The 25,726-nt window shown below is 45.4% G+C and carries 22 protein-coding genes; 19 read left to right on the forward strand and 3 right to left on the reverse strand.

The window, feature by feature from the left end:
• Positions 1-87: 87 nt before the first annotated feature.
• A complete protein-coding gene (locus tag ABIE27_RS04000; RefSeq protein WP_123062290.1) occupies positions 88-402 on the forward strand; it encodes a hypothetical protein in 315 nt (104 codons plus the stop codon).
• Positions 403-526: 124 nt separating this feature from the next.
• Here ABIE27_RS04000 and ABIE27_RS04005 read toward each other — a convergent pair whose 3' ends face one another.
• On the reverse strand, positions 527-1,345 hold the full coding sequence (locus ABIE27_RS04005) for an AraC family transcriptional regulator (protein WP_123062289.1): 819 nt from the start codon (positions 1,343-1,345) through the stop codon (positions 527-529).
• Positions 1,346-1,538: 193 nt separating this feature from the next.
• On the opposite strand from ABIE27_RS04005, the gene ABIE27_RS04010 reads away from it, so the two are divergent.
• The 6 genes from ABIE27_RS04010 to ABIE27_RS04035 all read left to right on the forward strand — a co-directional run bounded on the left by ABIE27_RS04010 (position 1,539) and on the right by ABIE27_RS04035 (position 6,987).
• A complete protein-coding gene (locus ABIE27_RS04010) occupies positions 1,539-2,651 on the forward strand; it encodes a Gfo/Idh/MocA family protein (protein WP_123062288.1) in 1,113 nt (370 codons plus the stop codon).
• Between the two features lie 156 nt (positions 2,652-2,807).
• Positions 2,808-3,776, forward strand: a complete 969-nt coding sequence (locus ABIE27_RS04015) for a sugar phosphate isomerase/epimerase family protein (RefSeq protein ID WP_123062287.1) — start codon at positions 2,808-2,810, stop codon at positions 3,774-3,776.
• A gap of 24 nt (positions 3,777-3,800) precedes the next feature.
• Positions 3,801-4,529, forward strand: coding sequence for a ThuA domain-containing protein (locus ABIE27_RS04020; RefSeq protein WP_123062286.1), 729 nt, complete (start codon positions 3,801-3,803; stop codon positions 4,527-4,529).
• Positions 4,530-4,840: 311 nt separating this feature from the next.
• A complete protein-coding gene (locus tag ABIE27_RS04025; protein ID WP_123062285.1) occupies positions 4,841-5,164 on the forward strand; it encodes a winged helix-turn-helix transcriptional regulator in 324 nt (107 codons plus the stop codon).
• A 184-nt stretch (positions 5,165-5,348) separates the two neighbouring features.
• Positions 5,349-6,077, forward strand: coding sequence for a hypothetical protein (locus tag ABIE27_RS04030; RefSeq protein WP_123062284.1), 729 nt, complete (start codon positions 5,349-5,351; stop codon positions 6,075-6,077).
• Positions 6,078-6,237: 160 nt separating this feature from the next.
• The gene (locus ABIE27_RS04035; protein ID WP_429349953.1) at positions 6,238-6,987 is read left to right on the forward strand and encodes a hypothetical protein; all 750 of its coding nucleotides are present in this window, start codon (positions 6,238-6,240) and stop codon (positions 6,985-6,987) included.
• A 94-nt stretch (positions 6,988-7,081) separates the two neighbouring features.
• Here ABIE27_RS04035 and ABIE27_RS04040 read toward each other — a convergent pair whose 3' ends face one another.
• Positions 7,082-7,798, reverse strand: a complete 717-nt coding sequence (locus tag ABIE27_RS04040) for a Crp/Fnr family transcriptional regulator (protein ID WP_123062282.1) — start codon at positions 7,796-7,798, stop codon at positions 7,082-7,084.
• 428 nt (positions 7,799-8,226) lie between these two features.
• Here ABIE27_RS04040 and adhE point away from each other — a divergent pair, with 428 nt between their 5' ends.
• The 12 genes from adhE (at position 8,227) to ABIE27_RS04100 (ending at position 24,522) form a co-directional block, all read left to right on the forward strand.
• Positions 8,227-10,839: a bifunctional acetaldehyde-CoA/alcohol dehydrogenase gene (gene adhE / locus ABIE27_RS04045; RefSeq protein WP_123062281.1), complete on the forward strand. Its 2,613-nt coding sequence runs from the start codon at positions 8,227-8,229 to the stop codon at positions 10,837-10,839.
• Positions 10,840-10,976: 137 nt separating this feature from the next.
• Complete coding sequence (locus ABIE27_RS04050; RefSeq protein WP_429349954.1) at positions 10,977-11,123, forward strand: hypothetical protein; 147 nt, start codon at positions 10,977-10,979, stop codon at positions 11,121-11,123.
• A 282-nt stretch (positions 11,124-11,405) separates the two neighbouring features.
• Positions 11,406-13,664: a formate C-acetyltransferase gene (gene pflB, locus ABIE27_RS04055; protein ID WP_123062280.1), complete on the forward strand. Its 2,259-nt coding sequence runs from the start codon at positions 11,406-11,408 to the stop codon at positions 13,662-13,664.
• Between the two features lie 86 nt (positions 13,665-13,750).
• Positions 13,751-14,503, forward strand: a complete 753-nt coding sequence (gene pflA / locus ABIE27_RS04060; protein WP_123062279.1) for a pyruvate formate-lyase-activating protein — start codon at positions 13,751-13,753, stop codon at positions 14,501-14,503.
• 307 nt (positions 14,504-14,810) lie between these two features.
• Positions 14,811-17,108 carry a stalk domain-containing protein gene (locus ABIE27_RS04065; RefSeq protein ID WP_429349955.1) on the forward strand — a complete coding sequence of 766 codons (2,298 nt, stop codon included), beginning with the start codon at positions 14,811-14,813 and terminating at the stop codon, positions 17,106-17,108.
• Between the two features lie 316 nt (positions 17,109-17,424).
• Positions 17,425-17,895, forward strand: a complete 471-nt coding sequence (locus ABIE27_RS04070; RefSeq protein WP_123062277.1) for a Fur family transcriptional regulator — start codon at positions 17,425-17,427, stop codon at positions 17,893-17,895.
• Positions 17,896-17,897: 2 nt separating this feature from the next.
• Positions 17,898-18,152 (forward strand): membrane protein insertion efficiency factor YidD, encoded by a 255-nt coding sequence (gene yidD / locus ABIE27_RS04075; RefSeq protein WP_090922569.1) that lies wholly within the window; start codon positions 17,898-17,900, stop codon positions 18,150-18,152.
• A gap of 493 nt (positions 18,153-18,645) precedes the next feature.
• Positions 18,646-20,676 (forward strand): methionine--tRNA ligase, encoded by a 2,031-nt coding sequence (gene metG / locus ABIE27_RS04080; RefSeq protein ID WP_123062276.1) that lies wholly within the window; start codon positions 18,646-18,648, stop codon positions 20,674-20,676.
• A gap of 264 nt (positions 20,677-20,940) precedes the next feature.
• A complete protein-coding gene (locus ABIE27_RS04085; protein ID WP_429349956.1) occupies positions 20,941-22,002 on the forward strand; it encodes a metal ABC transporter substrate-binding protein in 1,062 nt (353 codons plus the stop codon).
• A gap of 111 nt (positions 22,003-22,113) precedes the next feature.
• On the forward strand, positions 22,114-22,872 hold the full coding sequence (locus ABIE27_RS04090) for a metal ABC transporter ATP-binding protein (RefSeq protein WP_429349957.1): 759 nt from the start codon (positions 22,114-22,116) through the stop codon (positions 22,870-22,872).
• A gap of 49 nt (positions 22,873-22,921) precedes the next feature.
• Positions 22,922-23,725 carry a metal ABC transporter permease gene (locus tag ABIE27_RS04095; RefSeq protein WP_429349958.1) on the forward strand — a complete coding sequence of 268 codons (804 nt, stop codon included), beginning with the start codon at positions 22,922-22,924 and terminating at the stop codon, positions 23,723-23,725.
• A 77-nt stretch (positions 23,726-23,802) separates the two neighbouring features.
• Entirely contained in the window at positions 23,803-24,522 is a 720-nt protein-coding gene (locus ABIE27_RS04100) for a cytochrome c biogenesis CcdA family protein (protein WP_090922559.1), read from the forward strand.
• 107 nt (positions 24,523-24,629) lie between these two features.
• Here the strand turns inward: ABIE27_RS04100 and splB are convergent, their stop codons facing one another.
• Positions 24,630-25,700 (reverse strand): spore photoproduct lyase, encoded by a 1,071-nt coding sequence (gene splB / locus ABIE27_RS04105; RefSeq protein ID WP_429349959.1) that lies wholly within the window; start codon positions 25,698-25,700, stop codon positions 24,630-24,632.
• Positions 25,701-25,726: the final 26 nt, after the last annotated feature.

Genomic DNA, 25,726 nt, shown 5'->3' on the forward strand with positions numbered 1-25,726 from the left:
TCGAATTTGATCCATGCCGATCCAAAAGTGGATACAGAATCATTGCAGTAAATACAGTTGAATGAAGTAAAGGAGCGTTAGCAAAGCATGGATGAGTATCAAAAGGAACGAAACAAACAAATTGAAGAAGCAGTCATTGAGTCTTATAAGCAGGAAGAAGAGATGATGATCTTGGTCTTTGCTCAGTGGTGCGTAAATAACGAGCTTGACCCGGAAGAGATGTATCGACAAGCGTATCCCGAGCAACAGAGCAATGAGCGTTTGCAGCAGGTACAGAAGCTGATTGTATCCAAGGAGGAAGCTGGAGATATTCCAGACGATACTGTGCTTGGTGTGCTCTCGATGTTTGGCAACGAAGACCTCGCTATGGTTGTATCCGAGGCCATCGCCGCGCGCAAATAAGTGTATAAGACGTATACTATTGTTAACATATGCACACATCCGATGTTCAACAGTATTTAAGCATCTAGAAATCTTAACGGATTCATAATGAGTTAGTAGTATATCCTCAAAATCCAGGACATCGTTACATCTGTTCCCGGTGAATCAGGCGAAATTCCTTTGGTGACATGCCGAACCGGGAACGGAACACACGATGAAAATATGTATAATTGTTAAAACCGGACGATTCAGAGACTTGTTCCAGGGTCATCGGACTAAAAATAATCCGTTCTCTGGCCATATTAAGCCGTACATCGAGCGTATATTGCATAATGCTTTTGCCAAACGTTTCTTTAAAAAGGTGCACACCTCGTGAGACGCTGATGCCCAGATGCGTTGCCACATCCTCCAGTTTAAATAGGGAAGAAGCATTTTCCTCGATATAATTTTTAATTTCATAAGCAACATAATTGGTTTTCGTATGGGTGGGATGCTCCGATAACAATCGATCCACTTCCAGACACAATATACGCATGTAATAACTCGAAATCTCGGGGTAAGGATTGGAAAGGCGACGTTGCTCCAGAATCAGCTGTCTGAACAGAGATAACAGGCTCTCGGACAATTCAACCTTGATTCGAGTCGGCCGTTTATGGTGTTTCCACCACTCATCCACCCAGGAACCGTTGAAGAAAATATGATAATCCCCACTCTCCACAAGCCGCTCTCCCATGGGATTGTACTCATTGTCTATTCTCAGTTCATAAGGCTCATCCGGGTCAAAAAGAAGCAAGTCTCCTGCGTCAACCTTGGACATGGAACCATCAATGCGAGCACGGCAGCGTCCATCCGTTTGAAGTCGCATCAAGTAATTTTTCACCCCGTCCAGCTGTACCATGCTATAGGGTTTACGATGAAATGAAAAGCCAGCTGTAAGAACTTGGCAGGAAAGGTCTGTTGGCATATGGATACTCCTTGTTTAAATTTCAAAATTATGACCAGATAGTTCATGTTTCAGTCATATTATTCATTTTAATTGAAGCGCAAACAGAATACCATAGACTTAGAGTTGAGCAACATAATGAATTAAGATTTCAACAAGCATTTTGAACAGCTGAACATAGCTCTTACAAGCGCGTAAGGAGATGAACATCATCGTGAAAAAAATGAAAGCAGGCATCATCGGCTGCGGTAACATCAGTGCGATTTACTTAGAAAATCTTAAAACGAATCCTTATATCGAGGTTGTGGCGGTCGCTGACCTGATCCGTGAGCGTGCTCAGGAACGGGCAGATGAATTTAATATCGCAAACGTTTACAATGTAGATGAGTTGTTACAAAATGACGAGATTGAGCTTGTGCTGAACCTGACGATTCCGGGCAGTCATGCGATGACTGATCTGGCTGCTCTGGAAGCAGGCAAGCATGTGTATGCCGAGAAACCACTGGCCATTTCGCTGGAAGATGGACGCAAAGTGATCGAACTTGCCGAGGAAAAGAAGTTGTACGTCGGTTCTGCGCCGGACACATTCCTTGGCTCAGGCATCCAGACCGCTCGCAAAGCCATTGAAGAAGGTTTGATTGGCAAGCCAATTGCGGCTACTTCCTTCTTTATGGGCGGGGGGCCGGAGGCATGGCATCCTGATCCTGAGTTTTTTTACATGGCAGGGGGCGGGCCAATGTTTGACATGGGGCCATATTATTTGACGGCTCTCGTTACGCTGCTTGGCCCGATTCGCCGGATCAGCGCGTCCGCAGGCATTCAGATTGCTGATCGCAAGGTTGGTTCAGGTCCCAAAGAGGGCACTACGCTTCGTGTCGAAACACCAACCCACTTGGCTGGAACGATCGATTTTGCGGATGGAGCCATCGTAACGATGATTACAAGCTTTGATATCCGCGGCGCTTCTGATCTGCCACGTATCGAAATCTATGGTACGGCTGGCACGCTTAGTGTACCTGACCCTAACTTCTTTAATGGAGAAGTCAAGCTTCGCCGTTATGGTCAAGACACATGGGAGACGGTTAAGCCGGCCTTCGAAAGCGGCCACAACGAGAGGGGCATTGGACTGACCGAGATGGTGGAGTCCATTCGTGCCGGACGCGAGCACAAAGCAAGTGGTAAGCTGGCATATCATGTGCTTGAAGCCATGCACGCATTTCAGCGTTCTTCTCTTGAAGGCAAGCACATTCATCTGGAGAGCACCTATGACAGCGTTGTAACAACCAATGCCAGTCCATCCGAAAATGAAACAGTTGAATCTCATTAATGGATAATGGAGTTTCGAGTTTGAAGATCCATGAGTGATAACGTTGAATTTTCGGGATAGAATCATGCTTGTTTTTCCACAATAACTAAACAAGCATGAGAACGGAATAGCAAAACACAGCAATCATACACTATCTAAATCAGGGAGGAATTGCATTTGAAACTCGGCGTATTTTTGGTACTATTCGGTGGACGTAAATTAGAGGATGCTCTTGATTTTGTAGCTTCCAAGGGACTTAAAGCAGTTGAAATCGGAACAGGTGGACACCCAGGGAACGCTCATTGTAAACCAGATGAGTTGTTAAGCAATCCTACAGCACTTAAGAACTTCAAAAATGCGGTAGAATCACGTGGTCTGACAATCAGCGCATTGAGTTGCCACGGTAACCCGTTGCATCCGCAAAAAGATATTGCGAAGGGGTTCCATGATGATTTCGTAAAATCGGTAGAGCTGGCTCAAAAGCTGGAAGTGCCTGTTGTTAATACGTTCTCCGGCTGTCCGGGAGACCATGAGGATGCCAAGTATCCAAACTGGCCTGTGGCGCCGTGGCCGAACGATTTTCAGGAAATTTTGAAATGGCAATGGGAAAACAAAGTCATCCCTTACTGGACGGAATGGGGCAAATTTGCTGCAGACCGTAACGTAAAAGTAGGTTTGGAGCTGCACGGTGGATTTTCAGTGCATACACCAGCTACCTTGCTAAGACTGCGTGAAGCTGCAGGTGAAGTCATTGGTGCCAATCTTGACCCAAGCCATATGTGGTGGCAAGGCATTGATCCGGTCCAAGCGATTCACATTTTGGGTCGTGAAAATGCAATCCATCACTTCCATGCCAAAGATACAACGATCGATCCGGTGAACGTGAATAAACACGGGGTAACAGATATGCAGGATTACACGAACATGTTGGATCGTGCTTGGCAGTTCCGCTCCGTGGGTTACGGACATGATAACAAAACGTGGGCGGACATTATGAGTGCCCTGCGTCTGGTTGGATATGATTATGTGGTAAGTATTGAACATGAAGACGGTCTGATGTCGGTTGAAGAAGGATTCTCTAAAGCCGTACAAAATCTCCAGCAAGTATTGATCGAGGAACCGCTGGGCGATATGTGGTGGGTTTAGAGCTATACTAGGGGGAAATTGAATATGATTAACGTCACCATTTGGAATGAGTTTGTCCATGAGAAAATACATGATGAAGTCAAGGAAGTTTATCCGGACGGTCTTCACCGTGCGCTTGCTGACGGACTTGGCGGCGAAGGATTTGCGATTCGAACAGCTACACTGGATCAGCCTGAACACGGTTTGAGTGATGAGGTACTGAATTCCACAGATGTGCTTATATGGTGGGGACATATGGCACATGATCGCGTCAGCGACGAGATTGTACAGAAGGTAGTGCAGCGCGTATTGAACGGTATGGGTATGATTGTGCTGCATTCCGGTCATTTCTCCAAGCCTTTCAAAGCGCTGATGGGAACGAGCTGTGATCTCAAGTGGCGTGTAGCAGATGAGCAGGAGATCGTGTGGTGTGTCAACCCGTCCCATCCGATTGCGGAAGGCATTGACGGCAAGATTGTATTGGAAAAAGAAGAGATGTATGGTGAATTCTTCGATATTCCAGTACCGGATGAGCTGGTGTTTGTGAGTAACTTCCAGGGCGGCGAGGTATTCCGTAGTGGATGCACATTCCGACGTGGTGAAGGTAAGATTTTTTATTTCCGGCCTGGGCACGAGACATATCCTACCTATTACAATCCGGAAATTTTGAAAGTGATCAGCAACGCTGTAAAATGGGCCTACCCTGCCCGTAGCTCGAAGCCGCAATACGGCAAGAGCGAACCTGTAAGACCAATTGGTGGCGTGCTGGTCTAAGCCGCAGCAGCTTAGTTAGGTTCATGGACAATTCATAATAAGTCGATAAGGTAAAACCTAGCCCTTCTCCAGGTCATCTGACTGTGGTAGAAGGGTTCTTTTTGGGTAATATAAGGATATCAGGTGTTAAACGATATTTCCCATGGTTACCTGCCATAACGTGTTGTATACTGAAGGTATGCGGTAAACATTGTAGCAAGTATTGCTTCTTAAATGTAAAGTTTTTCGTAGCAGACGTTTTCTTTAAAGCTTAAATGTGTTATTATGAAATATACTAACAAAACGTAAGTTGAGTGATCTCTAAAGAGGTGATGAAAGTGGAAGATCAAGATATGCGGATGTGTCCGCGCTTTGAGACGGCGTTTTCTTTTTTGGGCAAGCGCTGGAACGGTTTGATTATTCAAACGTTGATGAGTGGTTCAAAGCGATTCAAAGACATCTCCAATCTGATACCATCCATGAGTGACAAGATGTTGTCTGAACGGATGAAAGATCTGGAGAGTGAAGGTATTCTGGTGCGTCATGTGTACCCGGAAACGCCAGTGCGGATTGAATATGAGTTGACCGAGAAGGGCAAGGCGTTACAGCCTGTTATGAACCAAATTCAAGACTGGGCCGAGCATTGGGTGGAATAAACCAGCAGATGCTGTGTGCAGAAAGTACAGAAACTCTTGATTTCCAGTGAAATCAAGAGTTTTTTGTCTTCTGTGACAGTTTACCTGGGACTTTTTCACTTATCCGGTGCACATGTTGTCATCAGATGTAGTATAATCTATAGAAAATGGCCGCAGACGGCCGGAGCGAAGGAGGCCACTTGTCATGAGAGAAGAAAGCTTATCCCGTGAAATACGCTACGGCAAACAAGATATTGCAGAACTTGAGAGCGCATCCATTCAGGTTCATCTGATTTATCAGAAAACGGCAGAACTGTTCAAACGCTCGGTTGATTCACGTTCGGGTAGGGAAAACCCTGTCCTCGCAGATGCGTATTTAATGAACAGCGCTGGCTCAGAATCGCCTCCGGCGGTGCTGCAAAAATGGATTCAAGCGCCTAGTGGCTGGAAATGTATCGGTTGTGAACTGCGGTTACCCGATCGTGTATCTCATGCAAAACAAAAACCCTACAACGACCGGCTTTGTCTTAAGGCCGGAAACGGGAAATTGGTTCAGATTGAAATGCTTATTCAGGCCGTTGTCTGGTCACAATATGAAAAAATCCGCATGTTCGCACCCTGGCTTGGTGATGAGCCTTTCTATACAGCAGATGAACTGGAAGTCATCGGACAATACATTGTGCCAACGTATTTCTCCGATCGCCCGTTGCATGAGCAGGGCAAGGTGTTCAAAATACATCAGCCCTATGGTCATATTCCTTTGTATCAGGAATACGTAGATGCCCCATCCTGCTGTGTGCAGGTAGACGGTGCATTACTTGAAGGTCGTTTACTTACTGGTGTTTTTGTATCAGATAGCCAGACGTTTGGCCTTAATCCCTATGTGAAGGACGGCGACGGAGGTCGTACCTACATGCAGGCTTTTGTTCAATAAGTGGTCTGGTCAAACGGATGGCCAATGCAGTTTAGGAGGGTCTGCTTGCAGACTCTCCCTTTTTTGACGGCAGGTGCTTAACAGGGGAAGGACAAAAGTAACGGCTTTGACACTGTTTTTTATCAAAGAATGTGCCATAATAAAGGGTATGGACAACAGGGTGAATGATTTTACGCAGGGTGGTGTTACCTACATGATGAAGAAAATTCCCGGTTACATAGGTCTATGCATGCTTATTCTCGTCATTTTGACGGGGTGTACCAGAGAGACACAGCCTTCCGAACAGCCGGTTGTCTCAGAGAAAGATTCAGCCAATACGATTACTGTTGCTATTGATGGCAGTACCTTTTTACCCGATGCAACGAAGTCCATCAAACGAGATTTCAGTGAGGGATTGACGCTCAAAAAAGCGTTGCTTAACAGCGGGTTGGTTGATTTTACGGCAGATGGAAAACGAATACAATCCGTGGGAGAGGTTTCTCTTGATTCATCTCTGAGTTGGGCAGTGAAGTTGAACGGTAAGGATATTGCTCCAGAAAAGTGGGATACCGAGCTTCATGCTAAAGATGAAGTCATAATATACGTCAAAGCAGCTGACAGCGGGGGAGAAGGTGTCACATATCAGACAACCCTGCTTAAGGTGAGCGGTGGCAGTGTTGAACCAAATTTGAATCGGCAGTATGCCGGTATTTATGTCCAGGAATGTACCGTTCGTGACGTATTAAAATCCAGTGGAGTTGTGCGGCTGTCAGAGAATAACAAATTTGTGGTTTCCGTTGAGAATGTTATGCCTCGGATGAATCAGCGCTGGGTCATCAAGGTTAATGACAAAGAGTTAATGGAGAACGGTTTGGATATGAAATTAAATCCACGGGATGCGGTAAAGCTTGAACTTGTTAACGCATCCTGAGAAGATACAAGGAAGCAAAGAAAGCCCAATGGGATGTAGCGACATTGGGCTTTTTTACGTGGAATGATATTTTAAAAAGACGGTTCAGGCAAAGTCAAATGCGGCAGATTTCACTTGGGCACAATTCGCAGTGGCAAATACCCTGCAACATTTTAAGGTCTTTGATAACAATCATACCGTTGTCATACTCAATGGCATCTTTTTTGCGAAGATCACTGAGCATGCGGTTTACACTTTCACGGGTAGCTCCAATCATATTGGATAGGTCCGTATGGGTAATTTTTTTATGAATCATCACATGATCTCCGTGCGCTTCTCCATACGAATTGGACAGCCTGATCAATGTAGAACAGAGTGCCCCTGGTTTACCGTACAACATCAAATCCCGGAATTTCGTTTGTGTCAAACGATGGTGAATGCCCATCCACTTCATGAAATCAATCGCAAAATCACAGTGCTGACAGATCAGCATCTCCAGGTCTTTGTGTTCCAGCACACCAATCTCGCTATCCTCCAGAACTTCCGCCGAGAAGCTGTGTCTGGAGCCAAAGAATGGATCAGCCTGACCAATCATATCGCCCGTCTGGTACATGTACATGATCAGTTCCTTACCCTCGTCGGTGGATTTTGTGATCTGTGCACGTCCCCGTTTCATATAATAAAGTTTGTCAGAGACGTCACCTTCCCAGTATAGATGTGTACCTTCCGGGTAGGTGCGGTCTTTCATCGTTACGAGCAGATGATTAAAATTCACTTCCGAGAAACAGTTGGTGTTTCCTCGTTTTTCCAGTACGTTTGTTAGTTCTCCCATACGTTGATCTCCCCTTTGTCTCCCCGGTCAGGCAAGTCTAGCTGCATGTTGCCCCCGAGGTTCGCCGCAAACTGTGCCATCCTGATCTGGTCATCTCGGCCGTGTGGAGGTACGGTACAAATTGCGGTGGTTCAATTTTTAAGTTCAGTATATACCTAAACTTACCGTTTGAGGGGCATGGAAAGCCTTTAAAAATGGCGAAATTTCAAACATTGTGATTAAATTCACTTTTACAGGGGAAGGATGAGGCTGTTGATCTACTATTTTAAATAGATAGGGAATTCTCATCTAAAAGGGGATGTTAAAAACTTAATTAAAATTCATCATACTTTGTGAAAAAAATCACATAATATATCTTTTCCCCATGATACGATGTGGATGTAAACAAGAGAGACAAACCAATACGAACCTTTAGGAGGATGAGGGAGATGGCTGTAAAGAATGAAGTCGCCCCAACAAAAGAACCGACAGCAGGTCAGTATATTCAAACGTTAATCGACAAAGCAAACAAAGCACATGCAGCATTCATGTCCATGGATCAGCAGCAAATTGACCGGATTGTGCAGGCTATGGCGCTTGCGGGACTGGATAAACATATGATGCTCGCCAAAATGGCCGTGGAAGAAACGGGACGCGGTGTATATGAAGATAAAATTATTAAAAATATATTCGCAACGGAGTATGTTTATAACAGCATTAAATACGAAAAAACAGTAGGCGTTATTGAAGACAATGAGTACGACAGCTTTCAGAAAATTGCGGAGCCCGTTGGTATCATCATGGGGATTACTCCAGTAACCAACCCGACATCAACAACGATGTTTAAAGCACTGATTGCCATCAAAACACGTAACCCGATCATCTTTGGTTTCCACCCTTCCGCACAGAACTGTAGCCGCGAGGCCGCAAAAATTCTGCTTGAAGCCGCTGTGAAAAACGGTGCTCCAGCTGACTGTATCCAATGGATTGATGATCCATCCATGGATCGTACCAACGCATTAATGAACCACAATGATGTTGCTCTCATCCTGGCGACAGGCGGATCAGCGATGGTGCGGGCAGCGTACAGCTGTGGTAAACCGGCACTGGGCGTAGGACCAGGTAACGTGCCTTGCTTTATTGAGAAAAGTGCAGATATCAACCAGGCGGTAACGGATTTGATTCTGTCGAAGTCTTTCGATAACGGGATGATCTGTGCGTCCGAACAAGCGGTCATCATTGAAGAACCCATCTTCGACCAAGTGAAAAAGAAAATGATCACGAACGGCTGTTACTTTGTGAACAAAGAGGAAGCTGCCAAATTGACAGCAGGTGCAATCAACGCAGAAAAATGTGCAGTTAACCCAACCATTGTAGGTCAGTCCGCTGTGAACATTGCTAAAATGTGCGGCATCGAAGTACCTGCAGGCACTAAGATTTTGGTAGCCGAGATTGAAGGCGTAGGCACCAAATTCCCATTGTCCGCCGAGAAACTGAGTCCGGTGCTGGCATGTTACAAAGTTAAATCCGCAAAAGATGGTATTGAGCGTGCGGCAGAAGTGGTTGCTTTTGGCGGAATGGGTCACTCCTCCGTTATCCACTCGAACAATGAAGAAGTGATCAACCAATTTGCGGATCGCCTGCAAACGGGACGGATTATCGTAAACTCACCTTCCACACATGGTGCGATCGGGGATATCTACAATACGAATATGCCATCACTGACACTGGGTTGTGGATCGTACGGACGTAACTCAACATCTTCTAACGTAACTGCTGTGAACCTAATCAATGTGAAAAGGGTGGCTCGCCGTACCGTGAATATGCAATGGTTCAAAGTGCCGAACAAAGTCTACTTCGAAAAAGGGGCAACACAGTATCTCGCCAAAATGCCGGACATTACTCGCGTAGCAATCATTACGGATGCCGTGATGGTCAAACTCGGATATGTAGAAAAAGTAGAGCATTACCTGCGTCAACGTCAGACACCGGTAGCCATTGAAGTCTTCTCTGAAGTTGAGCCAGATCCATCAACAACAACAGTAGACCGTGGTACAGCGATGATGGAACGCTTCCAGCCAGACTGCATTATTGCACTCGGCGGTGGATCGCCAATGGATGCTGCCAAAGCGATGTGGCTGTTCTATGAATATCCAGATACAGATTTTAACAACCTGAAACAAAAATTCATGGATATTCGTAAACGGATTTACAAATATCCAAGACTCGGTTCAAAAGCAAAATTCGTAGCCATCCCGACAACATCGGGTACAGGTTCGGAAGTCACATCGTTTGCGGTAATTACGGATAAAGAGCATGGCAACACCAAATATCCGCTGGCTGACTATGAATTGACACCAGACGTAGCGATTGTTGACCCTGAGTTTGTATACAGTTTGCCAAGAACCGCAGTTGCCGATACCGGTATGGACGTACTGACTCACGCCATTGAAGCATATGTATCCGTAATGGCCAATGACTACACAGACGGTCTGGCAATCAAAGCGATCCAACTGGTGTTCCAATATCTGGAGCAATCCGCATTACAGGGCGACAAACTGGCACGCGAGAAAATGCACAATGCTTCGACGATTGCCGGTATGGCGTTTGCCAACGCGTTCCTGGGCATTAACCACAGTTTGGCGCATAAATGGGGCGGTCAATATCACACCGCACACGGACGCACCAATGCGATCCTGATGCCACACGTCATTCGCTACAATGCGAAAAAACCGACGAAATTTGCATCGTTCCCGAAATATTCGCACTTTGTGGCAGATGAGCGGTACGCCGAAATCGCACGCATTCTTGGATTGCCAGCACGGACAACCGAAGAAGGCGTGAACAGCTTGATCAAAGCGATCCGTGATCTGAACAAAAAACTGGGCATCGAAGAATCGTTCCAGGAAATCGGATTTGACGCGAAAGACTTCGAATCGCGTGTAGATTACTTGGCAGATCGCGCCTTCGAAGACCAATGTACAACAGCGAATCCAAAACTGCCGCTTGTAACTGAACTGGCCGATGTGTACCGCAACGCTTTCTATGGGAAGTTTGAATAAAAAACAGCATAAATAATAAATAACCATTTCAGGTTGTGGCAAGTGATTCAGGGGTTCTCCATATTGGGGAGCCCCGATTGCCGTATCGTTAAGGAAAAGGAAGCAGAGAAACAGGAAAGGAGGTGGGAAAGAGGTAGGTGAAGCAGAGAGGGCAGAAAAACGGAGAGGCGAAGCGTTCGCTTGAAAGCTTTCTGAAAGAAAGCTACATCGGAAGCATACGCTTATCACCGGATTTTCACTTTGGAAAAGTGGATCGAAAAAATCCGGGGATAACAGCGATCTGAAGTGGTTCTGCCCGCGGAGTGGTCAAGGGGTGAACAACCCTCGTATCGTGCAATAAGACAACGTCCATAGTTTGTGACAAAAATCACAGATGATGAAACCAGCTCGACGTATACTGAAAATGTAAAGAAAACAATCATTCCGCGGTTCCGGTTCCCAACTAGAGAAAAAGTGTTCCGGCTCATGTGAAACAATTCACATCAATCGCGGATCTGGACATCTGATGATACGTGTACTGCAACAATGTGATGTGTCCAGAAATCCAAAAAAGCGGAGGGATTAAGATGTCGGTGATCGAAAAAGATGTCAAACAACAAACAGGCTGGAGAAACTTTACTAAAGGAACTTGGACCAAGACCGTAGATGTGAATAATTTTCTGGTACACAATCTGTCTCCATATTACGGGGATGAAGCTTTCCTCGCAGGCGCTACCCAGAATACCAAAGAATTGTGGGATATCGTATCGGACCTGACTAAAAAAGAACGCGATAATGGCGGCGTGCTTGATGTGGATGTAAACACACCTTCTACCATTACATCACACCAACCGGGTTATCTGGATCAGTCGAAAGAGCAGATTGTCGGAGTTCAGACAGACGCTCCATTCAGACGTTCCATTCAGCCATTCGGCGGAATTCGTATGATGATTGATGCTTGTGAAGCATATGGTTTTGAAATGCCTCAAGGTGTCATTGATATATTTACAAACATTCGTAAAACGCATAACCAAGGTGTATTTGATGCTTACACAGCAGAGATGCGTGCAGCACGTAAAGCCGGTATTATCACAGGTTTGCCAGATGCTTACGGCCGTGGCCGGATCATCGGTGACTATCGCCGGGTTGCTTTGTACGGGGTAGACTTCCTGATTCGTAACAAAAAAGGTGAACTCAATGCACTGGAAGTCGACGTGATTGATGAAGATGTCATTCGTTTGCGCGAAGAGTTGTCCGAACAGATTCGTGCACTGCAAGAACTGAAACAACTGGGTGAGATGCATGGCTTCGATATTTCATTACCAGCAACTACGGCTAAAGAAGCATTCCAGTGGCTGTATTTCGGTTACCTCGCAGCGATTAAAGAACAGAATGGTGCTGCAATGTCCCTTGGACGTGTATCTTCCTTCCTGGATATCTACATTGAACGTGATCTGCAAGAAGGTATCTTGACAGAAGAACAAGCACAAGAATTAGTTGACCACTTTGTCATGAAACTGCGGATTGTCAAATTCCTGCGCACGCCGGATTACAACGAATTGTTCAGTGGTGACCCAACGTGGGTAACGGAGTCCATCGGCGGAATGTCCGTTAACGGCGAAACACGCGTAACTAAAAACAGCTTCCGTTTCCTGCACACACTGCACAACCTGGGACCTGCTCCAGAGCCGAACTTGACCGTCCTATGGTCCACGAAGCTGCCTGAAGCTTTCAAAGATTATTGCAGTAAAGTATCTATTGAAACCAGTTCCATCCAGTATGAAAATGATGATCTGATGCGCCCAATCTATGGCGATGATTACGGTATTGCCTGCTGTGTATCCGCAATGAAGATCGGTAAACAAATGCAATTCTTCGGCGCACGTGCCAACTTGGCGAAAGCATTGCTGTATGCAATCAACGGTGGACGTGACGAAAAATCGGGAGCACAGGTTGGTCCAGAATATCCTGCCATTACAAGTGAGGTACTGGACTACAATGAAGTCATGAAACGCTTCAAACCGATGATGGAGTGGCTCGCTAAACTGTACATGAACACTCTTAACGTGATCCACTATATGCATGATAAGTACAGCTACGAACGTATCGAAATGGCACTCCATGACCGAGACATTCTGCGTACGATGGCTTGTGGCATCGCCGGACTGTCGGTAGCAGCGGACTCACTCAGTGCGATCAAATATGCCAAAGTTAAACCGATCCGCAACGAGCAAGGCATTGCTGTTGACTTTGAAATTGAAGGTGAATTCCCTTGCTACGGCAACAACGATGACAGTGTAGATAACATTGCTGTAGAACTGGTGGAAAGCTTCATGAGTATGATTCGCAAGCACAAAGCCTATCGTAACGCAATGCCAACGCAATCTGTACTGACCATCACTTCCAATGTGGTGTACGGCAAGAAAACAGGAACAACACCTGATGGACGTAAAGCAGGCGAACCATTTGCACCAGGGGCAAACCCAATGCATGGTCGGGATAAAAAAGGTGCACTGGCATCGCTCGGCTCGGTAGCGAAACTGCCTTATGAACACAGCCTTGACGGTATTTCCAACACCTTCTCCATTGTGCCAAAAGCACTGGGGAAAGAAGATGCGACACGCAAATCCAATCTGACCGCAATGATGGATGGATACTTCGGTCAAAATGCGCATCACTTGAACGTAAACGTATTTGATCGTCAGCAACTGATTGATGCAATGGATCACCCGGAACAATATCCGCAATTGACTGTGCGGGTGTCGGGTTACGCAGTTAACTTCATTAAACTGACGCGTGAGCAACAGCTGGATGTTATCAACCGTACGTTCCACGGTTCGATGTAAGTCACTTTTCCAGTATTCCAGTCAAGTATTCTTATTCAACATAAAAGCAGGCGCATAGCGGATGCGAAAAGAAAGGAAGAGGCAACATGATGAACGGACATATTCATTCACTCGAAACTTTCGGGACGGTTGACGGCCCAGGCATCCGCTTCGTGCTTTTTATGCAAGGATGCCTGCTCAAATGTCAGTACTGCCACAACCCTGACACTTGGGCATTGGATGGCGGGAAAGAGATGACACTGGAGGAGGTACTGGCTGAAATCCAGCCGTACCTGTCCTACTATCGTAGCTCTGGCGGTGGACTTACCATATCTGGCGGAGAACCTACCCTGCAAGCTCACTTTGTCGCAGAAATATTCAAGGAAGTCAAACGTCGCTGGGGGCTTCATACGACACTGGATAGCAACGGGTTCAATGAACCGGATCGCATTCATGACTTACTTGATCATACAGACCTAGTATTACTCGATCTAAAGCATATTGATGACGAGAAACACATCAAGCTGACGGGGAAATCCAATGAACGTACGTTAAAGACCGCAAGATGGTTATCCGATCATGGTCGAAAAATGTGGATCAGACATGTATACGTGCCTGGTATCCATGATCAGGAAGAGGATTTATTGAATCTCGGGCGTTTCATTGGCACGCTGAATGGGGTGGAGAAGTTCGAAATTCTTCCTTATCATCAAATGGGGATTTACAAATGGGAAGCGCTGGGTAAAGTTTATCCGCTGGATGGCGTACCTTCACCAACCGAAGAAGAAGTTGAACGGGCATATCGCCTGATTGAGCAAGGTCGTGCAGAAACGGCTGGTGTCACTTGTTCAGGGAAGTAAGCGGTAAGCGGAGATCTATAGACAAGCAACCTTTACGAATATTATTTCGTAGAGGTTGTTTTTTTATTTTTTCACTCTGAACGGGTATAACCAATACTTCTGCATTGGGGCTGTGTAAATCTTTAGTTCAACTCATATAGCTTGTTTATATTAACAGATAACTATTTTCATAGTTTTTCACTTCTATTAAAAGTTTACAATTCTTATTCATTATTTTTAGCAACTTTTCCCGTTTCTGAGCGTCTAATCATATGACTTTTAGAGGGGATATTAATAAAATGGGAGCAGAAGGAGCCAAAGACAAAGAATGAATTTGAAGAAGAAGTTGTCCATACTAACCGCTTTTGCTGTTTTTCAGGCGTTTACAGTCATTCCTGCGAATACACAAGCAGCAGAATCAAGCGAAGCTACGCCAGTGAATACCGCAAAAGTGAAATCCGTTGAGGTTGTGAAGAGAGAACAGCCAATTGCTGAGTCCGAAGTGAAATCAGGAGCAACGACTGATCCTGCTAACAATCCATCAAACAACACACAACCTGCCAACAATGAAAGTGCCATAGAAACGGATCAGGGAACAACAGGTCCTTCTGGAACAGAAGCTACACCGGTAAATCCGGCAACAGAAGCAAACGGGGAACAACAAGGAACAGGTGAAGAAACAAACACACCAAACACACCAACACCTGCTGAAGTAGAGCAACCTACGACTGGTGGAACAGATGCGACTGTGCGATCGGCCGGAGACCTGACACTTTATATGAACAGCAACAAGATGATTCAGGATGGAAAAACGTATCTGGCTGGACAGCCGATGGCCGTAAAAAATGGTGTTTCTTACGTGGCCATTCGTGCATTGGTTGATCGGGTAGGTTACGACGTGAAGTACGATAATAAAACCAAAGAGACCATCATTCTCAGCGGTACGGACGAACTTCGTTTCAAAACAAACAGCAAAGTGTATACCGTTAACGGAGAATCCAGAACGATGAAAGGCCCAGCTTATCAAGAAAAAAACACGTTCATGATTCCATTGACATCTATCACACAAGCGCTGAACATCACATATACCGTTAATCAGTCTGCGAAGACGGTTGTGTTGAAGCTTAACACTAAACCTGTAGCCAGCTTTACGGTACAAAAGGAAATTTTTGCAGGGGATCAAGTGATCTACACGACTAAAAATAGTTCACCGAACGGCCTTCCTATTGTGGATGAGCAGTGGACTGGACGTCAAGATTCCTTTGATCAGCCGGGAGTTTACACTGTGACTTACACCGTTCAAGATTCGAGTGGTCAATGGAGTAACCCGTATACGCTTACGATAAAGGTGGAGCGTCCGAATCTTCCCCCAGTAGCGATGTTTACTACAGACAAGGAAGAATACAAAATGGGTGAAAAAATCTCCTACACCGACCAAAGTACAGATGATGAGGATGCGATCATCAAAAGAGACTGGAGCAACAATGCACTCGCATTTTTCCTTCCGGGACCTAAGACGGTATCACTTACTGTTACAGATCAGCATGGTCTGAGCAACACCTATACGAAAGAGATTATGATCACAAGCGAAACGCTGTATAATCAGTCTGATTTCAACAAATTGTTCGTACCTGTAGGGGACAAATTTACATTCAACGGCGGGGAAGTTCCTGCTATGGAAAAAGTACCATTTACGTACACGGATGAACCAAGCTTGCTTATTCGTAGTAACAGTCCGGAAACCGTTAACCAGGAAGGCATCGTCTACAAGGAATCTTCCTTTGGACAGACGCGTTTCATGATTCACCATGTCAATAATACGGGCAAAAGAGTGAAAATGTATGTGATTGCTACCAATAACAATCCATACACAGCTGTATTCGACCAGCAAAATATGGGCTTTGCAGGACCGACGCCATTTGCAACCGTTGCGGGTAAATTGTCCATCGATAAATGGTTCAAATCCATGCAAACGGGAGCAGATTCGAAGAAAGTATACATCCAGCCAGGAGAAAGCAAATTGATTCTGACTGAATTGAACAATATTTCCATGAAAGAGGGGCAGGTCATCTCCCTTTATTCCGACGCTTTCAGTGATTATACTCTTGACTACAACATTGTAATGATCGAAGAAAATAAAGATCCGATGGCCGTATTGTCTTCCTTGCCGGTTCTGGACCGTGACGGCGTTCATAACCGTGGGACTTATCCAAACGCAACACGAATTATTACGTACGATCAGGAAGTTGGCACGAAGCCTTCCCGTCTGCCATTAGGAGATAATGCAAGTGATCCGAATCTCGACGGCACAGACCCGATGGCTTTCACAAGCGCTTCTAACGCTGGTAATTTCGGTGTACTGTACAAAATTACCTTGAACAATGTTGCTCCGCGTACACTGATTTCGTTTAATCCTCGCGGAGGCAAGTATTATGGTTCAGCACTTGTAAACGGACAGTTGGTACAGTTATCGAATAACAGCCAATCTCTAAGTGCGCCGAATGAACAGAATGTGCTGTATCGCACAGGTTCTTACGGTGAAAGTGTAACCATTATTTTCTCTGCTGCACCAGGAAGCAACTTGCCGGTAAATATTCTGTTTACACCGCTTCCAGCTGAGAAGTAATATTTTGCGAATCAAACCGTACGGTTTGGAGTGAAAGCTTATATTTTATATACCCGTTCACCCCAAAAGTCACCTGTATGACCTATATTCTGAACCGTCAATCGAAGGACTCCATATTTGGGGTCCTTTGTTTTTAGTTTAAGTTTTCAATTTGAGTAAAAACGGCTATGCGTTGCAGAGCTTCGTTGACTCTGATCTCCATTTCATGCATTATTAGAGGTATACCAAAAGAGCAGAACCAACGGCTTTTGTCCAAAAGTTTTTGTCGCATGATGAAGAATGCAAAAGGTTTGTATGACAGGAGGTGCTTTAAATCATGCTGTCGACGGAAGAAATTATAACGACCATGTCCTCACAGGGACTTCGTATAACCGATCAACGCAAGACACTTGCACGGTTATTTGCCGAATCTCCAGGGTATCTTACACCCAAGGACGTCTACGAATATATGGGTAAGACTTACAGCGGATTAAGCTTTGACACGGTGTATCGGAACTTGCGTGTGATGCAGGAACTGGGTGTGCTGGAGCAAGTGATCTTTGAAGATGGAGTGAAATTCAGAGCGCATTGTAGTGAAGGCCACCATCATCATCATATGATCTGCCTGAAGTGTCAGAAGACCTACCCGATCGTTTTTTGTCCAATGCAACTTGCTGATGCTCCCGAGCAATTTCAGGTCGTGGATCACAAGTTTGAAGTGTTCGGATACTGCAAGGACTGTGCTGAACATGCTCCAGCTAAGAAGTCATCTGCCCATCAGCATGCACATAGCCACGGGAAGAATTGAAGATGAAACTTTCGCGTAGAATCGTGCAAGCTCCGATCCGGGTGTACCGCAATTATATCTCTCCCTTAAAACCGCCAACATGCCGATTCTATCCTACGTGTTCGGCATATGCGATGGAAGCTATTGAAGTGCACGGTGCACTCAAAGGTTCGTTGCTAGCGGCGAAACGGATTGCCAAATGTCATCCGTTTCATCCGGGCGGTGTAGATTTGGTTCCGCCAAAGGTGGAGAAAAATGTAGTGATATCCGAACCGTAATGTGCAGAAGAGCCTGATGTTCATTTTTGCTGATTAAAGTGGTATTGAGCAGGTAACTGGAACCCATAAACTTGGCTCTATTCAGCGGTATACTTGACAACATGGTCCGCATTTCAGTATATTTTTTGTATATGATTTTCCAGTGAAGGGATAAGTACAGACACACCCCCAGTGCAGAGAGCCGGAGAAGCTGAGAACCGGTCTGGGAGGAGGATGGAAGATGGTCCCGGAGGAACCTCTTTCGAGCGTACAATCAGCGACTTGTCGCTATTGTCGTAAGCCTGAGGCGTGATCCAGCGTTAATGGGCGGTCGAAGGACCGGAAGAGCCTGCGTTTTGCGAAAAATGCGGGGAAATTGGGTGGTAACACGTGAGAGATACTCTCGTCCCATACAGGGCGGGAGTTTTTTTGTGTTCATTTTCGGATCAGGAATATGTTTCCATTCGAACAATTGCACGTATTCGTTAGACAATTGAAGGAGGAGAAGTCATTCATGACGGATCAAAAAACATTTTATTTGACAACACCGATTTATTATCCAAGCGACAAGCTACATATCGGGCATGCGTACACAACGGTAGCAGGTGATGCAATGTCTCGTTACAAACGTTTGCGCGGATACGAGGTGCGTTATCTGACAGGTACCGATGAACATGGCCAGAAGATTGAGCGCAAGGCTCAGGAGAAGGGTTTGTCTCCACAGGCCTTTGTTGATGAGATTGTCGCAGGCATTAAAGAACTGTGGAACAAGCTGGATATCTCCAATGATGACTTCATTCGCACAACCGACGAGCGTCACAAAACCGTTGTACAAGATATCTTTGATCGTTTGCTGAAGCAGGGAGATATTTATAAAGGTGAGTACGAAGGCTGGTACAGCATACCGGATGAAACCTATTACACTGAAACACAACTGGTGGATGTAGAAAAGAATGAACAAGGCGAGATTATCGCGGCTAAAAGTCCGGACAGCGGTCATCCGGTGGAACTCGTCAAAGAAGAATCATACTTCCTCCGCATGAGTAAATACGCTGATCGCTTGCTGAAATATTATGAAGAGAATCCTGGTTTTATTCAACCGGAATCCCGTAAAAATGAGATGATCAACAACTTCATCAAGCCAGGGCTTGAAGATTTGGCCGTATCCCGTACGACATTTGAGTGGGGTGTTAAAGTCAAGGGTGATCCGAAACACGTTGTTTACGTATGGATTGACGCGTTGTCCAACTACATTACAGCACTGGGCTACGGCTCTTCGGATGCTACATTGTACGACAAGTTCTGGCCAGCGGATGTTCACCTAGTGGGCAAAGAAATTGTTCGTTTCCATACGATTTATTGGCCAATCATGCTCATGGCGCTGGATCTGCCATTACCGAAAAAGGTATTTGCACACGGCTGGCTGCTGATGAAAGATGGCAAAATGTCCAAATCCAAAGGGAACGTAGTGGACCCGGTAACCCTGATTGATCGTTACGGTCTGGATTCGCTTCGTTACTATTTGCTGCGTGAAGTACCGTTCGGTTCCGATGGTACATTTACACCGGAAAGCTTCGTAGAGCGTGTGAACTCTGATCTTGCAAACGATCTGGGTAACCTGCTGAACCGGACTGTCGCGATGGTGGACAAATACTTTGAAGGCAAAGCTCCTGCATTTGCTTCCAATGTAACGGAGTTTGATGCTTCGCTGGAAGAAGCAGGACATGCAACGGTGGAAAAAGTGGAGCAAGCGATGGAGAACTTGCAGTTTTCTGTGGCGCTTACAGCGATCAGTCAATTTGTTAGCCGCAGCAACAAATATATTGACGAAACACAGCCATGGGCTCTGGCACGTGATGAAGCGAAACGGGATGAGCTGGCATCCGTGATGTCTCATCTAATTGAAAGTTTACGGATTGCTTCCATTCTGTTGCAACCGTTCCTGACTCGTGCGCCGCGCAAAATCTGGGAACAGCTGGGTGTTCAGGAAGGTGAGCTGACGGCTTGGGATTCAGCGAAACAATGGGGCATTATACCTGAAGGCAATTCGCTGCACAAAGGCGAACCTATCTTCCCGCGTCTGGATGCAGAACAGGAAATTGCATACATCTCCGAAGCGATGACAGGTGGACAAAAAGCAACGCAGTCCGATGCAAGTCAGGCAGAAGCAGAAGCAACTACTCCAGCTTCAGCAGAACCGGTAACTGCACCTGAAGGCAAGGAAGAGATCGCCATTGATGATTTTTCCAAAGTTGAGCTGCGTGTGGCACAAGTTATCGCTTGTGAGCCTGTTAAAAAGGCAGATAAATTGCTTAAGCTGCAACTGGATCTTGGTTATGAGCAACGTCAGGTTGTATCTGGTATCGCCAAGTTTTATTCGCCAGAAGAGATGGTTGGACGTAAAGTCATCTGTGTGACCAATCTTAAACCAGTAAAACTGCGCGGAGAGCTGTCTCAAGGTATGATCCTGGCAGCTTCTCATGGGGATCAGCTGACCCTGGCTACCGTACCGGACAGCATGCCAAACGGCGCGCAAGTGAAATAAATAGTTTCTAAAACAAGACAACTCAACTAGGTTGATCCATCGTACAGAGATTGTCACAAGTTTGAACCAAGGGTGGTCCGAAGTGATTCGGACCGCTTTTTTTATGCTGAAAAAAGAGCTGATAACAGAAGAACAAGCATATATTGTTATGAACTCTGCACTTCGGGAAAGAATGAATAGGACACGAGCCTTGACAATTGGGGGTATGTTACCTATAATTCTTTCAGTAATGTTTACGATTAAGAGATGCGGAGTGAATCATATATGACATTTATTCAAAAGAAGAGACAAGCTCGATTAGATCGTTCCAGCAAACTTGGCAAACGGAGTACAAGGAAGCTACTTTGGAGCGGTCTGCTTATACTTAGTTTGTTTGTACTGTCCGCATGTGGGCAGAACAACGAGAATACAGCCAAGATTGTGGAAGGTAAAGTTAATGTGGTGACCACGTTTTACCCGGTATATGCGTTTACTGCAGCGATTGGCGGAGAGGATGCCAATGTCATTAACCTGCTGCCTACAGGAGTAGAGCCGCACGACTGGACACCGAAGAGCCAGGATATTGTGAACACGTCCAAGGCACAGCTTTTTCTTTACAATGGTGCAGGTTTGGAAGGATGGGTGCCCAACTTTTTGAAATCACTGAACAGTGATACAAAAGTAAAATCCGTTGCAGTCAGCGAAGGTATCAAGTTGTTATCAGCAGAAGGAGACGATGGTCACGGACATGGTGAAGAGCATGAGGATGAACATGCCGATGATCATGCAGACGAGAGTGGCAATGAGGAACAGATAGCCGACCATCATATCGATCCTCATACATGGGTTAGCCCCAAATCAGCAATGATCATGGCGGAAAATATCAAGGACAGTTTAGTAGAAGTTGATCCTGAACATAAGGCAGGTTATGAACAACGTTATGAGGAGCTTCATACCAAACTTGAAGCACTGGATCAGCGTTTCACGAATGAATTAGCGTCCGTACCAAACAAGGAAATTGTGGTTTCGCACCAAGCGTTTGGTTATCTTGCTCGTGATTATGGTTTGAAGCAACATGCCATCATGGGACTGTCCCCGGATGCAGAACCAACTGGACAGGATATTGTAAAACTGGCTAAGCTGGTTAAAGATGAAGGCATCAAGTACATTTTCTTTGAAGAGCTTGTGTCCGACAAATTAGCTAAAACGTTGGCAAGTGAAGCAGGGGTAGAAACGATGGTGTTAAATCCGGTAGAGGGTCTGACTCAGGAACAGGTGAACAACAAAGATGATTATTTCACCCTGATGCAGAAAAATTTGCAAAATCTGCTGATCGCATTAAAATAAGAAGAATGAAGGTAAACATCCAGAAGTCTTTGCTGTTCCATCGGCGAAGACTTTTGGAATGTTAAATAGCAAATTTACGTATTTTTATTTATTATGAAGGGCGGCTTTGCCATGCAGCAAATCATGCCATTATGTCATGATCCGATTATCGAGATCGAAAATCTGTCTTTTTCCTACGGGGATCAGCGCGTGATTCAAGATCTCAATTTTATGGTTCAGCAACGGGACTTTGTAGGTATTATCGGTTCGAACGGAGCGGGGAAAACAACGTTGCTTCGTATGTTGGTAGGACTGCTTCCTCCTGCACAAGGGGATATCAAGTTGTTTGGACAGTCGATTCGTAAATTCAAGGATTGGAACAGGATCGGGTATGTGCCACAAAAAAATGCATTTAATCCATTGTTCCCGGCTACTGTTCGTGAAGTTGTCATGTCCGGTTTGTATAACAACAAAAACATGTTCCGCCGCATCTCTCGACAAGGTCAGCAACAATGCATCGATGCGATGAAGGTCATGCGAATTGAGGATATTGCAAACAAACGTATTGGACAACTGTCCGGCGGTCAGCAACAACGTGTTTTTTTGGCTCGTGCGCTGATTAATCACCCAGATCTTTTGATTCTGGATGAACCTACCGTGGGGATTGATGCGGAGTCACAGGCCAGTTTTTTCGAACTGATTACCCACATGCATGAACATCATCGGATGACGTTCCTGATGGTGTCTCATGATATGGATCGTATGGAGAGTTATCTTGGCGCGGAAGCGGCGCTCACGAATGGCAAGATCCATTTCCATGTGCGTCATTCGCATGAGATCGAGGATTGTGCAGAAACCAACCTGCAGCATACTACCGCGCAGGTACGCTAGCTATGTTTGTGGGCCATTAGATGAATAGGCCGAAGGAGTCGTGTTAGTTTTGGAAATATTATGGAGTGATTTTTTTCAGCGTGCACTTGCAGGTGGTTTGCTTATTGGGATCACTGCTCCGCTGATTGGACTTTTTCTTGTACTGCGCAGACTCTCGATGATCGGTGACACGTTGTCACACGTAACGATCGCAGGCGTAGCACTTGGTTTTCTGATCGAGGTATACCCGATCGGTGTTGGGTTGATTTTTGCGGTACTCGCATCGTTTGCTATTGAAAAGCTGCGTAAAGCATATAAGAGCTATGCTGAGTTGTCCATTGCGATCATTATGTCTGGAGGCGTAGCGCTGGCTTCGCTGTTCTTCACACTGGGAAAAGGGTACAATGCGGATGTGATGAGCTATTTGTTTGGCAGCATCTACACATTGGACGCAACGGATCTGAAGTTGGTTGGTATCGTGACCCTAATCGTTGTTATTGTAGTGGGCTTCCTACATAAAGAGTTTTTCCTGCTCAGCTTTGAGGAGGATGCAGCTGCAGTGACCGGATTGCCAGTCAAAATGCTGAATATGTTAATTACAGTGATGACAGCATTGGTGATCAGTACGGCGATTAAGATCGTGGGTGCTTTGCTTGTATCCGCTCTGTTGACCATCCCTGTAGCCGTCAGTTTACTCATGGCTCGAAGTTTCAAATCAGCCATCATTCTGTCGGTGGTCATTGGAGAGATTGCGGTTGTGATTGGACTGGTTACTGCGGGAATTTGGAACCTGGCACCCGGAGCAACCATTGTATTGCTGCTCATTGGTATGCTGATTTTAACGATGGTTGCCAAAAAAGGGTTCCGAGCCTGAGTTCAAACCATTACATGATCATCGATGAAAAGGAACAGTAAAGAGCAAGTGAGCCCAAGGAAGGGAGACATTGCTTCATGCCTGATGTTAATGTATGGCTGGCTTTTGTAGCTGGCCTCGCTTCTTTTATATCACCGTGTTGTCTTCCACTATATCCTTCATATCTCTCATATATCACGGGAATGACCGTGCAACAGTTGAAAGAGGATCGGAATCAGCGAGAGGTGCGTTTGAAGACGTTAACGCATACACTGGCGTTTATCCTCGGTTTCTCTGCTGTATTTTATTCGCTCGGTCTGGGAGCAGGATTGTTTGGACAATTTTTCAATGATAACCGGGATTTGATTCGTCAGCTGTCCGCAATTTTAATTATGTTAATGGGACTGTTTCTGTTGGGCATATTCAAGCCGCAATTTTTGATGAAAGAACGCAAACTGGATATGAAATGGAAGCCGGCGGGGTATTTAGGTTCCTTCGTTTTTGGGATTGGCTTTTCAGCAGGCTGGTCGCCTTGTATCGGACCGATTCTGACGGCGATTATCGCCATGGCAGCGAGCGAACCTTCAACTTGGCTGACACTGATTACAGGTTATACGGTAGGCTTTGCTTTACCCTTTTTTGTTCTAGCGTTCTTTATAGGTTCAACACGCTGGATTTTGCGTTATTCAAACCTCATGATGAAGATTGGCGGAGCTTTAATGCTCTTAATGGGTATTTTGCTATTCACGGATCAGATGACCCAAATAACAATCTGGCTGCAGCAAATTACACCTGATTGGATGATCAACTTAACGTGAAGCATTTTTCTTCTTCAGCAGAATAAATAATTGAAAGCAGGCTGCAGGAACCAGAACTTTTCTGGAACATGCAACCTGCTTTTTGATCTGATGATATACGAGTTGAATTAGGTAAAATAGTCAATGTTGGCTAAAGGAAAGTGTTCGAAAATGCGTTCTGTAATGAATTCGCGCAGGGCATCTTGCTGGTCATCTTTATACACATATTTGTACTGACCCCAGCGGCCCCATTTCATTTTCCGTTTCTCAATATCCATCTCCAGCTTGGTTTTTGGATATCGTTTCTCAATGGTCGCTTTAGCCGTTTTGGTGAAACGATGCTGAATCATTTCAAACGTCAGGTCTTTGGTAGCCTCTTCAGGCAAGGTATCTGCCAGCTTTTGCAGTAATTCAGCATAACCTTCTTGCCAGCCATCGTACCAAATAATCGGAGCGATAATGAAACCGAGTGGATACCCGGCATGGGCTATTTTCCCAGCAGCTTCAATTCGCTCTTCAAAGCGGGAAGTTGCGGGTTCAAAATTTTTGATAACATAATCCGAATTCACGCTGAACCGGATACGCGTATGGCCATTATGCTTGATGTTAAGTAGCGGATCGACGTGATGATATTTTGTCACAAAGCGTAAACGCCCGTATTCTTCATCAGCCATAAAACGAATAAGGTCACTCAGGTTTTCCGTGATATGTTCCAGACCGACGGGGTCGGAGGTACAGGCTGCTTCGAAACGGGTAATTTCGGGTTTGCGTTCCTCGATGTAACCTTTGGCAGCTTCAATGATTTCTTCCGTGTTTACATACACGCGAACGTATGGTTTTGCACCTAATGTAGTTTGAAGATAACAATAATGGCAATGCCCCATACAACCTGTCGAGATAGGGATCGCATACTCTGCTGATGGTTTGGACTGGTCAAATTTCAAGGTTTTACGTACCCCTACAACCAGAGTTCGCTTGGCCATCCGGTATTTTTCTTGCTCTGTCTCACCGGGAAGGTTGGTGATTCGATTGTGTGAAGTGGTCATCTGATAAGGAATGTTTTTGGAGGTTACCCATTCCATAATCCGTTTTCCTTTTTCATATTCAAGCGCACCTGGTTCAAAATACACCAAATCGGGAATAAAGGGTTTAGTACCCTTTACTTTTCGAACAGGGGGCTGGGCCACGCTTGTGCTCACAGAATCACTCCTTTCAATACGAAACT

Origin of the sequence: Paenibacillus sp. 4624 (genome assembly GCF_050435065.1) — a bacterium.
Classification (GTDB): domain Bacteria; phylum Bacillota; class Bacilli; order Paenibacillales; family Paenibacillaceae; genus Paenibacillus; species Paenibacillus amylolyticus_D.